Genomic DNA, 13,584 nt, shown 5'->3' with positions numbered 1-13,584 from the left:
CGATGGATTACCGCAAAATCATTAAAGAGATTGGGCGAGGAAAAAATCACGCGCGTGACCTGGACAAGGATACCGCTCGCGGACTGTATACCCATATGATGAACGGCGACGTACCTGACCTCGAAATGGGCGGGGTACTGATTGCGCTACGTATCAAGGGCGAAGGTGAAGCGGAGATGCTGGGCTTTTACGAAGCGATGCAAAACCACACCATTCGCCTGACTCCGCCGGTAGCCAAACCCATGCCGATTGTCATTCCCAGCTACAATGGTGCGCGCAAGCAGGCGAATTTGACTCCGCTGCTGGCGATTTTATTGCATAAACTTGGCTTCCCGGTGGTGGTGCACGGCGTCAGCGAGGATCCGACCCGCGTGCTGACTGAAACCATTTTCGAACTGATGGGAATTACGCCAACGCTGCATGCCGGGCAGGCGCAGGCAAAGCTGGATGGTCATGAGCCGGTGTTTATTCCGGTGAGCGCGCTGTGCCCTCCGCTGGAGAAACAGCTGGCGATGCGCTGGCGCATGGGTGTGCGTAACAGTGCGCACACGCTGGCTAAATTAGCCACGCCGTTTGCTGAAGATGCCGCGCTGCGTCTTTCCAGCGTGTCCCACCCGGAATACGTTTCGCGCGTGGCGAAGTTCTTCGGCGATATCGGTGGGCGCGGCCTGTTGATGCATGGTACCGAGGGCGAAGTGTATGCCAACCCGCAGCGCTGCCCGCAGATAAGCCTGATCGATTCATCCGGTGTGCGAGTGCTACAAGACCGACAGAGCGAGATGCCTGACGAGCCGGTACCGCTACCGGTAGCAAAAGACCCGGAAACCACCGCGCGCTGGATTGAGCGTTGTCTGGCTGGCAGCGAGCCTGTTCCGGCATCGTTGAAAATCCAGATGGCCTGCTGCCTGGTGGCAACCGGTGAGTCCGTCTCACTGGCTGAAGGACTTGCCCGCGTCGAGCAAAGTTTCTAAACCATTTGTTATCCCGACGGGCCTGTTGCCTGGCCTGTCGGTTCTCTCTTTTCGGCAATGTGAAATTTCTGCACGTTTATTGACCTCCAGCGCACCGTGGCGCAGCATAGTTTGTTGAAAAATAAGAAACACAACAAACACGCGACACAAAGGAGATAACAATGAACAGTGGACATCGCTTCCATGTGCCAACGCTGCACGCCTTTATCCAGGCCGTTTTTCATCAGATGGGAAGCAATGATCAGGAGGCGCGGCTGGTGGCCGACCATCTGATAGCCTCTAACCTCGCCGGTCACGACTCCCATGGCATCGGTATGATCCCAAGCTATATTCGCTCATTCTCGCAGGGGCATCTGCAGATCAACCGTCATGCCAAAGTGGTAAAAGATGCGGGGGCGGTGATTACGCTTGACGGCGACTGTGCGTTTGGTCAGGTGGCGGCGCACGAGGCAATCACGCTTGGAATCGAAAAGGCGCGTCAGTACGGAATCGCCGCTGTGGCATTACATAATTCGCACCATATCGGCCGTATTGGCTACTGGGCGGAGCAATGTGCGGCAGCAGGTTTTGTCTCGGTGCATTTTGTGAATGTGGTGGGGATCCCGATGGTCGCACCGTTTCATGGCCGCGATAGCCGTTTTGGCACCAATCCCTTCTGCGTCGTATTCCCGCGTAAAAATACCTTCCCACTGTTGCTGGACTATGCAACCAGCGCCATCGCGTTTGGCAAAACCCGTGTGGCATGGCATAAGGGCGAGCCGGTGGCTCCAGGATGCCTGATTGATGTGGCGGGTGTGCCCACTACCGATCCTGCGGTAATGCAGGTTTCTCCGCTGGGGTCGTTGCTGACCTTTGCCGAGCACAAGGGGTATGCGCTGGCGGCGATGTGCGAAATTATGGGCGGTGCGCTTTCTGGCGGTAAAACCACACATGAAGAGAGCCTGCAGACCAGCGCGGACGCCATCATTAACTGTATGACCACCATCATTATGAATCCACAACTGTTCGGCGCGCCGGACTGCGACAACCAGGTCGCGGCATTTGCTGAGTGGGTGAAAGCGTCCCCGCATGCTGAAGATGCCCCGATCCTGTTGCCTGGGGAGTGGGAGGTGAATACTCGCGAGGAACGGCTGGAATACGGTATTCCGCTGGATGCCGGAAGCTGGCAAGCGATTTGTGAGGCGGCACTGCAAATTGGGATGCCAGACACCGTGTTGCAGGAATTCTGTCAACGGCTGGAAAAATAGGCAAAAAAAAGCCCGTCCAGTGGCGGACGGGCAAACAAAGGGTAACAAACAGGGTCAATGAGGGTTGGAGCATTGGGTCGTACAGGTAATCTTTCGGTTATTTATAGATAACCGCGGTGCCGCTCATTTTGTCTTTGCCGATAGCGGAAGTGATGCTGTAGCCAGTTGCGCCAGCTGCATTCGCTTTCTCAGCCAGTTTGGCTTCCAGGCCGTCCAGCGTAGTAGCGCCGTCAGCAGATACCACACCAATTTTGTTCATGTTTTGCGCCTGAGTAGAGGAAACCGGCTCGGCAGCGAAAACGCCAAATGACAGGGTAGACAGGGCGATGGCAGCAACAGCAAATTTGATATTTTTCATGATTAATCTCTCGCAGGGTTGTTCTGTTAGTCAGTGTTCTTTAAGAAGACGTTGTTCCGTCGATGTGATAAGTATCACGTTTTTTTTGGTGAGAGAAAATCGAATAGAATTGACCACATCAATCAAATAAATTGAATGACAAATAACTTATTGAATATTAATAAATTCGAGTAAGGGATTTACAGTTCTTGTCATTGCGCTTTACAGAGAAGGCGACAACGGCACATTTTGCTACACAGGGTGCAAAAAATCGTGCTCGTAAAGGAAATCGTATGCGCTGAAACTTTTGGTAAAGATAAGTCAACGTAGCTGGCTGTCTTTCGAACCTCTGCGATTATATCCTGAAAATGCTGAGCTATGTGAATCTTTATCCTGTTGGCAGGCGATGCACAAGCGTACCCCTGGCACGGCCTCACGTCTGGCCTGAGGGATAGGATTGCCGCATTCTTCGCATTCATACAGACTTTCCCCCGTCGGTAACTCACCGCGAGCGCGGGCAACAGCATCTTCAATAGTATTGTTGATCTGTTCGTTAACCGCGTCGTCATTTGCCCATCCGGATGCCATGTGTACCTCCTGCTGATGTCTACAGACTAAGTATAGCGAAGGTGATGGCTGAAAAACGACCACGCGCCAGCAGTATCAGATTTCAGACCATTCACGCAGCAGGTTATGGTAGAGATTGAGTAATGACAGGATCTCGCTGCTCTCCCCATGGCGAGCTTTCAGGGATTGAATGTTTTTATCCAGTTCAAAAAGCATGGCGCGATTTTTGTCGTCACGGACCATCGACTGTATCCACATAAAAGACGCTACACGAACGCCATGGGTCACTGGCGTGACGCAATGTAGGCTGCTGGAAGGGTAAAGCACCAGATCGCCTGCCGGAAGCTTCACCGCATGCTGGCCGTAAGTATCATTGACCAGCAGTTCTCCCCCTTCATAATCATTCGGGTTACTCAGGAATAAAGTTGCGGAAAGGTCCGTGCGCATCCAGCCGTTTTGCGGATGGCTACGCACCGCACCGTCAACGTGAAAACCGTAGGTCTCGTTGTCCTGGTAGCGATTAAACAGCGGTGTGGAGAGCGTTTTCGGTAGTGCTGCGGCGAAGAAAAGCGCGCTGTTACTTACCGCAGTCTGTACCGCCTGTTGTAAAACGCCGTAGCGTTCACTTTGCGTATTCACCTGCTGGTTGTTTTTTACCTGCGCCCCCTGAGCGCCGGTGGTTGCGCGGCCATCAACCCAGTCGGCAGCGTCCAGTTGTTCACGAAACCAGGCTACATCCTGCGCCGACAGAACGCCGGGAATGTGGTACATCATCAGTATTTCTCCTGAAAGTGGGGCTTACGCCCCACGCGATGGATTAGAAATGCATATTGGCGGTGAGCAGGAAAGTTCTTGGCTCGCCCGGATGATAACGGTATCCACTCTTGTTTATGGAGGATACATAATCGGTGTCGAACAGGTTATAGACGTTTAGCTGGAAATCGAGATTGTGATTCACGCGATAGCCCAGTTTGGCGTCAGCGACCCAGTAACCTTCAGTGTAGGATGGCGTACCCACTGCACCGTCGGAACCGCGATGCATACTACCCACGTAGCGAGCGCCTGCGCCAACGGAGATATCATCGGTAGCCTGATACTGGTTCCACAGCGTGAACGCATGTTCCGGTGTATATGGCAGGGAAGAGGAGCCATCCTGAGCAACGTTTTTACCGCTGTGGATGGTCGCGCGTTGCTGGGTGTAACCCCCAATAATCTGCCATGCGGGGGTGATGTTGCCTGCTACCGAGAGCTCGTAGCCTTCAACGCGTTTCTCTCCGTACTGGGAATAGGTACCGTCGTCGTTCTGCTCAACTTCATTCTCAATATCCGTGCGGAAAATCGCAGCGGTTAACAGCAGGCGCTTATCCAGCACCTCCCATTTGGTGCCGATCTCGCTGGTTTTCGCTTTCTGCGGTTTGAAATCGGTACGATTCGCACTGTTACCGCTGCCGCCCTGAGCAAGAGCAAAGTTGCTGCCGCCCGGCGGTTGCTGAGAAACGGCATAGTTGATGTACACGTTACCGTTATCGGTCAGGTGATACAGCGCGCCAGCTTTCCAGTTCACCAGATTGCCTGATTTGGCAGTATCCACAGTGGTGATCGGGGAACCTTTAGCCACGCCTGTCGGGCACGCGACTGCGCCGCGACCGGAAGCGCCGCAAGCGGTGGCGCTGTCATATTCTGTGCGGTAATTGTCGAGGCGAATACCACCGTTCAGCTCGAATTCACGGGTAATTTGTAGCGTATCAAAAGCGTATACACCGAAGGTGTCTGTTTGCCCGTTAGCGTTGGCGCCGTTACGAGACAATCCGCCGATATTCACATTGCTGTCGGGGTGATAGATATTCACCGGTGGTGGGGTGATCGGCGCCACGCCATAGTTGGTTTGTGTTTCGCGCGTCAGCTCCACACCGGTGCTGATGTCGTGACCGATGGATCCCGTGTAGAACGTTGAGGTCAGGTTGGTCTGGTTGGTCAAGATCTTATTGCTGACATCCTTGGTATTTGCCAGGCGTGACCAGGTCCAGCTGTCGACGCTGCTGGTGGGTTGGGTGATGTTAGACGCGCCGCCCATCACCGCCGTCATCAGATAATCCTGTTTAATGCGCGACCAGCGGGTGGTGTTGCGAATAGTGGTGCTGTCGTTCAGGTCATGTTCAAAACGCATCGTCGCGGTATCGGTTGTCGAATCGTCATAATCCGAGTTGGTACCGTAGAAATTATGCGTATCCACTTTGCCTGAATGATTCAGTGCAGAAGTCCCCGCAGAAGGTGCGGAATATCCCGGCAGGCCAATGGTAGGGATGCCGCCATCCGGCGTGTTGTGCTGGGTGACATGTAGATAGTTCAGGTACAGTCGGTTCTCAGTCCCTAAGCCAAAAGCGAGAGAGGGGGCCACACCGTAACGTTCATTCTTAAAATTATCTCGACCGGCATCATGCGTTTTTTCGCCCATCAGGTTTAAACGTGCGGCGGTGGTCTCGCCGATGACCTGGTTAATGTCAAGCGTACCACGGCGGAACCAGGCGCTACCGACGCTGGCCGATGCATCGATTCCTGAGTCGGTGCGTGGCTGTTTGCTGATCATATTGATAGAGCCAGTCGGTGCGCTACGTCCATAGTCGGTACCGGAAGGACCTTTAATTACTTCCACCTGTTCGGTATTGAAGGTGTCGCGCGTGACGCTGCCAATATCACGGATACCGTCGATATAAATACTGTTCGAGGTATCCGCACCACGCATGTAAACCGCGTCTCCGGTGCTGGAGTTACCATTCTCACCGGCGAAAAATGCGCCAACGCCCGGGACGTTTTTCAACGCGTCGGTCAGATTTGTTGCGCCTTGATCCTTAATCACCTGCTCAGAAATCACCGTCATGGTGCGGGTTGTATCCGCCACCGGACGGGAGAATTTAGGGTCGGCAGACTGTGTCGGGGCGTACAGCGAAGGTTTGGCCGCTTCAACGACCAGAGTGTCTTCTTGTTTTTTATCCTGGTCGTCCGCAGCGACAGCCTGAGCTATAGGGGACAGGCCAATGCACAGACCGGCAAAAAAAGTCAGTGAGTGAAAGCTACTGGACGGCAAGTTGCGATTTTTATCCATGTTAATGAGTGACTTATTATTGTTTGAGTGGACGGTTTCACTCGCGCGAAGGGACATCTCTATGGATGTTATACCCTGCAGGCCTCGCGGAAATGAATATGTAATTGATAATGATTTTGATAAGCATTACTAATCAGTGCGACGTTTTAGCATTCATTAATTCAAAAATAAATACATTTATTTACATTGGATTCAAAATGCCAACATATTGATTACAAATTGAGCTGCAATGAAGTGAACCGCACGCAGAAAACTGCATTCGGGGTGAATGCAGTTGGGCTGAGATGGGGGGTTACTTATAGATGGTTGCGGTACCGTACATCTGATTTTTGCCGCCCGCAGAATCAACGACAAAGCCTTTTGCCCCTTGCTCTTTCGCTTTCTCTGCCAGCTTGTCTTCGAGGTCGCTCAGGTTAGAGGCGCCGGTAGCGGATACTGTGCCGGAAGCTTGTAGCTGACCGGTAGCTGGGCTGGTGTATGGCTGTGCAGCAAAGGAGGCAAATGTCATGCCGGAAAGTACGGTAGCAGCAAGTAATGTGAGGCATTTCTTCATGGTGATATCCTCTGAAAAACAACAGGTGTGCCTGATAAGTTTAGGTCGTCAGCGGATGACATTTACCGCAAAAAATTGGTGATGAGCTGCCTGTTTTTTGAACAATTCGCAAAGCGTCAAACAGGTGTAAAAAATCAAATTTCCTTGTTGTGTGTGTTTACCGCGTGGCGTTATGCGGGTATCTTACGCCGCTGTTAAAAGGAGAATGCTATGTCCGCCCTGAAACCGGGATTACACCCACGCAACCGCCACAATGGCCGTTATGATCTTGCGACTTTATGCCAGGTTACGCCCGAGCTGACGCAATTTCTCACCCTCACGCCCGGCGGCGAGCAGAGTGTTGATTTCGCGAATCCGCAGGCAGTAAAGGCGCTCAATAAAGCACTACTGGCGCATTTTTATGCGGTGAAAAACTGGGATATTCCAGATGGTTTTTTGTGTCCGCCGGTGCCTGGTCGTGCTGACTACATACACCATTTGGCCGATCTGTTGAGTGAAACCAGCGGAACCATTCCGGCAAATGCGAGCGTGCTGGACGTGGGAGTTGGGGCAAACTGTATTTATCCACTGATCGGCGTGCATGAATATGGCTGGCGATTCACGGGTAGTGAAACCAGTAGCGAAGCGTTTAACAGCGCTCAGGCGATCGTCAACGCCAATCCGGGATTAACCCGTGCTATTCGTCTGCGTCGCCAGAAAGATGCAACGGCAATCTTCAACGGCATCATTCACAAAAATGAGCAGTATGAAGCCACATTATGTAACCCGCCATTCCATGATTCTGCGGCCTCAGCCCGTGCCGGAAGCGAGCGCAAACGCCGTAATCTGGGACAGGACAAAGACGATGCGCTGAACTTTGGCGGACAGCAGCAGGAGTTGTGGTGTGAAGGCGGTGAAGTGGCGTTCATCAAAAAAATGATCGCCGAAAGCCAGGCCTTTGGTCGCCAGGTGATGTGGTTTACTACACTGGTTTCTCGCGGCGAGAACTTGCCTCCGCTGTACCACGCATTAACGGATGCGGGCGCGGTGAAAGTGGTTAAGAAAGAGATGGCCCAGGGGCAAAAGCAGAGCCGCTTTATTGCCTGGACCTTTATGGATAACGATCAGCGTCGTCGTTTTATGGCGCGTAAACGCTAAAGCGTTGGCTCGGTTGGCGGTAGCGGTTCGCTTGCAGCCGACGCAGGACCATTCCCTGGTGCAGGTAACACTTGATACGTCTGTACCGGGGCGCGTATGTTGGCCAGATCGAAGTATTTCTTCACCTGGCTGTCGAGCGCAAAACGTACCGTCCACTGCTTCAGCGGTAAGGTGGTAAACGAGACCCGTAGCGTGAATGCCGTATTGGTTAATCCTACAATCCCGGCAAACGACGGCTCGCCGATAATCAGCCCGCGAATATCATCTTTTTCCATCACCGCAGCAACTGCGTCTTTCAACGCCTGATTCGCTTTATCCGCATCCTCATGGCGGTCTACGTCGTAATTGGCGACGACCGATCCAATTCCACGCACAAAGTTGGCGAAGGTCGTAATCGATGACCAGGGAATGATATGGTACGCTCCGGTGTCCTGACGCACGCCCACAGAACGAATGGACATTCGTTCAACCGTACCGGTGAGTGGACCGATGGTCACCAGGTCGCCGGTGTTCATGCCATTTTCAAACTGAATAAAAATCCCGGTAATAATATCTTTTACCAGCGTTTGCGAGCCGAAAGAGATAGCCAACCCCAGCGCCCCGGCCCCGGCCAGCAATGGGGCGATATTAACGCCAATTTCCGACAGCACAATCATGATGGTGATCGTGCTGATGATCACCGCCAGCGCGTTGCGAAACAGCGTCAACAGGGTTCGGGTACGAGCGCTGGGTAGCGGGCGTCCGTGAATATCGGAAGCCAGACGATTTTCAATCAGGCTGGCAAGGATCGTCCAGCCGATGGCGGAGAAGAATAAAATCAGCGCGATACGGATCAGAATATCCACCGTTTTTTCTCCTGCGCCGTAATGCAGCCAGTTCCAGAAGTCGAACAATCCCCAGGCATTCAATAGCAGCATCACCGCAACGCACACCGTCAGGATCCTGGCCACGCTTAACGCCGTCGACAGCCAGCCATTCAGCCGCTTTTGTAGTTCCGGATAGCTGCGCTGGGTGTGTGGCGAAAGGGTAATAGTTTTGGCTATCCAGCGGGAAAACATGCCGGAAACAAAGGCGGCAATTCCAATGATTACCAGGCTGCGCAGCGTAGCGCCCATCATGAATTTCAGGCTGTTGCCCGGATCAAACAGCGAAAAGAAAAACAGCACAATGAAGTAGGCGCTGGCCAGCCAGTGCCATACCAACGCAAAGGCGCGGATAAACAGGCTGAAAAAAGCTAACGATCTTTCTGCCAGATTCTGTAAATGCAGCGTTATCTCTTTCTTGTTTCTGAAAATCAGGTACAGCGCCCATAGCGTGATACACAGCATGATGATGACGTTGGCCATCGCGCCGACCTGCACATTGACCTGATTGGAGATAATGGGAACGGCAACTATAAGCCCGTAACCAATCAAACTGCTTAATGAACTCAAACGCCGATTCCAGTAGCGCGCACCGGCATCCTGAATGTTAAACGGGCGTAGTTCAGCCACCGTTGGGCAAAATATCAGACGCAAAATGGCTTTGAAGAACTCAATCAGGGCAAAGGCATTGAGAAACAGGCTTTGCTGAAAGGCGATGGTGCGACTGCCGGCATTCATTCTGTCGCTCAGTATCTGCCCGACAAACAATGTCAGCGCCAGCAGAAGCAAATCAATAATGAATGCGCCAACGATCATCGCCGGAAGCTGCAGCCAGTTGCTGCGTTCGCGGTTTTTCCGCCGTGCCCATTGCCCCATTTTGCGATACAGAGGCAGCGCGCACAGGCGGATCAGCCAGTAAAACCCGAACACTGACGCCGCCAGCATTAAAAAATGAGTCAGGGCATTGGTGAACGTTTGCGAGTTAAAGGTCTTGTGCGGTGCATCGGTAATATTGCGATAAAGCTGGGCAAAGCGGCTGGAGAGCGCCTCACCGTAGTGCCGGGTGACATCCGTGACGTTTTCCAGTACCGTTTTTTCTTCCGTTAACGTGGGTGGGACAATGGTTGGCACCGGCTCAGCAGGGGGCGCAGTTGCCACTTTGCGTAATTGATCGATCAGTTCCTTCCGCGAGGTGTCATTTTCCAGCACATCAGCCAGTGCGCCGTAAGCCGCTTTCTTCTGTTCAACATCTGGCTCCTTTGCCGGGGCGGTTTGTGCGTTGGTTGACGTTGGCGTGGTGACGCCAGGTATCGTCACTGCTTGTGCCGGAAGACTCAACAGACAAACAAAGATGAACAGGATCCAGCGCATGACTCCTCCCATGAGAAAATAAATTCAAAAGGATAAGTATAGATGTCAGGGCGGGAGGGAATTGAAATGAGAGGATTCTGGTGAAAAACCTCCCTTCGGGCGAAGGGAGGTTGAGCTATCAGGAAACGTGCTGCAAGAATTCCTGTAAGCGTTGGCTGGGTGGATTTTCAATCAGGGCCTGCGGATTACCGTCTTCGGCAATTCGTCCCTTATCAATGAAAATCAGGCGTGAAGCCACTTTTTCGGCAAAGCCAATTTCGTGGGTCACAATCACCATGGTCATCCCTTCTTCCGCCAGGTCCTGCATAACTTTCAGAACTTCATGGCGCAGTTCCGGGTCGAGTGCTGAGGTTGGCTCATCAAACAGCATCATTTTCGGTTTTACCGCCAGCGCACGGGCGATAGCCACACGCTGTTGTTGACCGCCGGACAGTTCAGAAGGGTAGTGATGTGCACGTTCGGCCAGACCCACTTTTGCCAGCAGCTCTTTCGCCAGTTTCTCGGCCTGTTCTTTATTCGCCCCGCGTACGCGCTGCGGTCCAAACATGACGTTTTCCAGCGCCGTCAGATGTGGGAACAGGTAAAACTGCTGAAATACCATTCCGGCTTCCTGACGGATTAAGCGCTCGTCTACCTTCGGATCGTTTACTTTCAGACCGTCGACGATCAGATCGCCGGAGGTTATCTCTTCCAGCTTGTTAATGCAGCGCAGCAGGGTAGATTTACCGGATCCTGACGGCCCGATAATCACCACGACTTCACCCTGCTGAATGTTTAGGTCAATATTGTGCAGCACCTGGGTTGGACCAAAGTGCTTAGAAACGTTTTTAAATTCAATCACAGGATTTTCATCCTTCTTTCCAGACGACGCAGAATGAAGCTCAGCACCAGCGTAATGATCAGATAGAACACCGCAACGGCGCTCCAGATTTCCAGTGCGCGGAAGTTACCGGCAATGATTTCCTGGCCCTGACGGGTCAGTTCAGCGACGCCAATGACAATAAACAGCGAGGTATCTTTAATGCTGATGATCCACTGGTTGCCCAGCGGCGGCAGCATACGACGCAGTGCGAGAGGTAAAATAACGTGGCGGATAGTCTCTGTGCGTGAAAGTCCAAGCGCCAAACCGGCTTCGCTGAACCCTTTATGGATTGAGAGCACCGCACCGCGGGTGATTTCCGCAATATAGGCCCCGGAGTTGATCATGATGGTGACAACGGCGGCGCTAAAGGGGTCAATGCGTAAATCGTTAAATGCCATTGGCAGAGCGAAGTAAATAAACATTACCTGCACAACGATTGGCGTACCGCGAATGACTTCGATAAACACCAGCGCTACGTGGTTGGCGATCCAACCGCCGAAAGTGCGCGCAAACCCTGCTGCAAGTCCGATTATCAGACCGCCAGCCAGACCGAGGACCGAGATCCACAGGGTCATTTTGGCGCCTTCAATCAAAAGCGGGATGGCGGGCCAGATGGCACTCCAGTCAAACTGCATATGTCGTTCCTGTTACCGTGGTGTAAATATTCAAATGCCCGTTTTGCCGGATGTGCTGTGCTTATCCGGCCTACAGGTCTCAAAAATCCAGGCGTAGGCCCGGTAAGCATCACGCTACCGGGCAACGCTGCCGGTTATTATTTAGGTTCAGTACCGAACCATTTTTTGTAGATTTCGTTGTAAGTACCGTTCTCTTTCAGCGTTTTCAGTGCGCCGTTCACTTTCTCACGCAGGTCGTCGCTGCCTTTCGGGAAGGCGATACCGTACTGCTGGGCTTCCAGCGATTCGCCTACAGCTTTGAACTGACCATTGCCAGCTGTTTTGATGAAGTAAAGAATGTTTGGTGTGTCGTGCAGTACAGCGTCTGCGCGGTTGGTGCCCAGTTCCATATATGCGTTATCGATGTTCGGGAACTGACGCAGGTCTTTGGTTTTGATATTCGCTTTCGCGTAATCAACGGAACCGGTGCCACTCTTAACCGCAACGACTTTACCATCCAGATCTTTTACGCTTTTGACGTCGTTGTTATTCGCTTTCACCATCACTAACAGACCGCTTTTGTAGTAGCCGTCGGAGAAGTCGATCGCTTTTTTACGCTCATCGGTGATGGTGATACCTGCCAGTGCCAGGTCGATATTTTTGGTTTGCAGAGCCGGGATGATGCCGCTGAAATCCATTGGTTTCAGTTCATAATCCAGTTTCAGTTCTTTGGCCACGGCAGCCCACAGATCCACATCAAAACCAACGTATTTGTCACCCTGTTTGAATTCAAACGGTACAAACGCGGTGTCGGTTGCGACAACCAGTTTCTTGTCTGCGGCATGGGAGGACACCGCAAAAGCCAGGGTAAGTGCAGCCAGTGAAACTTTTAATACAGACTTCATAGGATTTCCTTTTATATCCACGGGGCGATCCCCTGCGAGAACATATGGCTTAATGAAAAAATCGTGCCAATTTTGCAACTCATTGTTTTAACAAGAGGGTGTCTCGTTTTGTTGCACAATAAGTAGGGCAAAGTGAGTAATCTGCACTGTTTTGGGGCACTCATTTGGTGCGAACCAGTCACGGTACAAACGGTATGACTATTTAGCGTAAAAATTGTTGATAAAACAATCTTTCGTTAACGATTGTGTGAGGTGATTATTACAAATAATTTACTTTGGAGTGACGAATGATCAATGTTATGCACCATAGATGTGCAAAACCCCCGCCGGAGCGAGGGTTATATAGGTAATTCTTATGTCTGCTGTTACTCAATGTTGGCTTCGATAAACCACAGGAATTTATCGAGGTCGCGAGAAGCTGCGGTAAAGATATCCGCGGTATCTTCGTCTTTTGCTTCGCTGATAGCTTTACGTACGCTGTTTGCAACTACGGCATAACGTTCGGCCAGCTCTTTTAAGTGGTCCTGTACGCTATGGATATCTAGCGGGTAACTTTTCAGAGGCGTTTTGCTATTAATAACCTGAGTTGTGCCCAGTGCCACACCGCCCAACTGTACGGCGCGTTCAGCCATGGTGTCGAGGTGATCGGTCAAAGCTGTACGGAAGCCATCCAGCATTTCATGTACTGCAATGAAGTTTGCACCGCGCATGTTCCAGTGAGCCTGTTTGGTGATCAATGACAGGTCAATGAATTGGATTACTTGCTGATTCAGCAGTTCTACGGTCGCTTTCTTTTCGCTATCAGACACATCGTTGCGGGTATAAAGGAGGGCGGATGCTTTTGTTTTTACCAGTTTCGCGGTACTCATATTTTCATATCCTCTTGATATTTATGTCCCAACTCTTCAACGGAATTAAGTATAGCGCTAAATTTGGATTTTTGTTTCCGGTGTTGCCTATCACTTTAATAGCGAAGACGAGCGTAAATATAAAATATCAAATAAAATCAATGCAATGAATGTTTTGTTACTTGCGTGGTGTTATTTTTATGTTA

At 51.7% G+C, this 13,584-nt stretch carries 13 protein-coding genes; 3 read left to right on the top strand and 10 right to left on the bottom strand.

Annotated features, from left to right (window positions below; all coding sequences use genetic code 11):
* The first annotated feature begins 2 nt into the window (after positions 1–2).
* Together ybiB and OGY18_RS15535 are read left to right on the top strand one after the other, a co-directional pair.
* A complete protein-coding gene (gene ybiB, locus OGY18_RS15540) occupies positions 3–971 on the top strand; it encodes a DNA-binding protein YbiB (protein ID WP_198578990.1) in 969 nt (322 codons plus the stop codon).
* Positions 972–1,132: 161 nt separating this feature from the next.
* Positions 1,133–2,218, top strand: coding sequence for a malate/lactate/ureidoglycolate dehydrogenase (locus OGY18_RS15535; protein ID WP_126318735.1), 1,086 nt, complete (start codon positions 1,133–1,135; stop codon positions 2,216–2,218).
* Positions 2,219–2,315: 97 nt separating this feature from the next.
* On the opposite strand, the gene ybiJ is transcribed toward OGY18_RS15535, so the two are convergent.
* The 5 genes from ybiJ to mcbA all read right to left on the bottom strand — a co-directional run bounded on the left by ybiJ (position 2,316) and on the right by mcbA (position 6,778).
* Positions 2,316–2,576, bottom strand: coding sequence for a DUF1471 family protein YbiJ (gene ybiJ / locus OGY18_RS15530; protein WP_003831561.1), 261 nt, complete (start codon positions 2,574–2,576; stop codon positions 2,316–2,318).
* A gap of 300 nt (positions 2,577–2,876) precedes the next feature.
* Positions 2,877–3,143: a DksA/TraR family C4-type zinc finger protein gene (locus OGY18_RS15525; RefSeq protein ID WP_150344823.1), complete on the bottom strand. Its 267-nt coding sequence runs from the start codon at positions 3,141–3,143 to the stop codon at positions 2,877–2,879.
* Between the two features lie 75 nt (positions 3,144–3,218).
* Positions 3,219–3,896 (bottom strand): PKHD-type hydroxylase YbiX, encoded by a 678-nt coding sequence (gene ybiX / locus OGY18_RS15520; protein WP_164562979.1) that lies wholly within the window; start codon positions 3,894–3,896, stop codon positions 3,219–3,221.
* Between the two features lie 43 nt (positions 3,897–3,939).
* Positions 3,940–6,225 (bottom strand): catecholate siderophore receptor Fiu, encoded by a 2,286-nt coding sequence (locus OGY18_RS15515; protein ID WP_286553552.1) that lies wholly within the window; start codon positions 6,223–6,225, stop codon positions 3,940–3,942.
* 292 nt (positions 6,226–6,517) lie between these two features.
* The gene (gene mcbA, locus OGY18_RS15510) at positions 6,518–6,778 is read right to left on the bottom strand and encodes a DUF1471 family periplasmic protein McbA (protein WP_003831565.1); all 261 of its coding nucleotides are present in this window, start codon (positions 6,776–6,778) and stop codon (positions 6,518–6,520) included.
* 210 nt (positions 6,779–6,988) lie between these two features.
* On the opposite strand from mcbA, the gene rlmF reads away from it, so the two are divergent.
* A complete protein-coding gene (gene rlmF / locus OGY18_RS15505) occupies positions 6,989–7,915 on the top strand; it encodes a 23S rRNA (adenine(1618)-N(6))-methyltransferase RlmF (protein ID WP_063940657.1) in 927 nt (308 codons plus the stop codon).
* Here rlmF and ybiO read toward each other — a convergent pair.
* The 5 genes from ybiO to dps all read right to left on the bottom strand — a co-directional run bounded on the left by ybiO (position 7,912) and on the right by dps (position 13,399).
* Positions 7,912–10,149, bottom strand: a complete 2,238-nt coding sequence (gene ybiO / locus OGY18_RS15500) for a mechanosensitive channel protein (RefSeq protein WP_149384170.1) — start codon at positions 10,147–10,149, stop codon at positions 7,912–7,914. The genes rlmF and ybiO overlap by 4 nt on opposite strands.
* Before the next feature lie 118 nt (positions 10,150–10,267).
* Positions 10,268–10,990, bottom strand: coding sequence for a glutamine ABC transporter ATP-binding protein GlnQ (glnQ, locus tag OGY18_RS15495; RefSeq protein ID WP_003035246.1), 723 nt, complete (start codon positions 10,988–10,990; stop codon positions 10,268–10,270).
* The gene (glnP, locus tag OGY18_RS15490) at positions 10,987–11,646 is read right to left on the bottom strand and encodes a glutamine ABC transporter permease GlnP (protein ID WP_003035248.1); all 660 of its coding nucleotides are present in this window, start codon (positions 11,644–11,646) and stop codon (positions 10,987–10,989) included. The genes glnQ and glnP overlap by 4 nt, the downstream gene beginning before the upstream one ends.
* Before the next feature lie 137 nt (positions 11,647–11,783).
* Entirely contained in the window at positions 11,784–12,530 is a 747-nt protein-coding gene (gene glnH / locus OGY18_RS15485; protein ID WP_003035251.1) for a glutamine ABC transporter substrate-binding protein GlnH, read from the bottom strand.
* 365 nt (positions 12,531–12,895) lie between these two features.
* Positions 12,896–13,399, bottom strand: a complete 504-nt coding sequence (dps, locus tag OGY18_RS15480) for a DNA starvation/stationary phase protection protein Dps (RefSeq protein ID WP_003035253.1) — start codon at positions 13,397–13,399, stop codon at positions 12,896–12,898.
* Between the last annotated feature and the right edge of the window lie 185 nt (positions 13,400–13,584).

It is taken from the genome of Citrobacter sp. Cpo142, from assembly GCF_030332425.1.
Taxonomy (GTDB): domain Bacteria; phylum Pseudomonadota; class Gammaproteobacteria; order Enterobacterales; family Enterobacteriaceae; genus Citrobacter; species Citrobacter portucalensis.
Note: the sequence above shows the minus strand (reverse complement) of the source record. Positions and strands in the feature narration are given on the sequence as shown.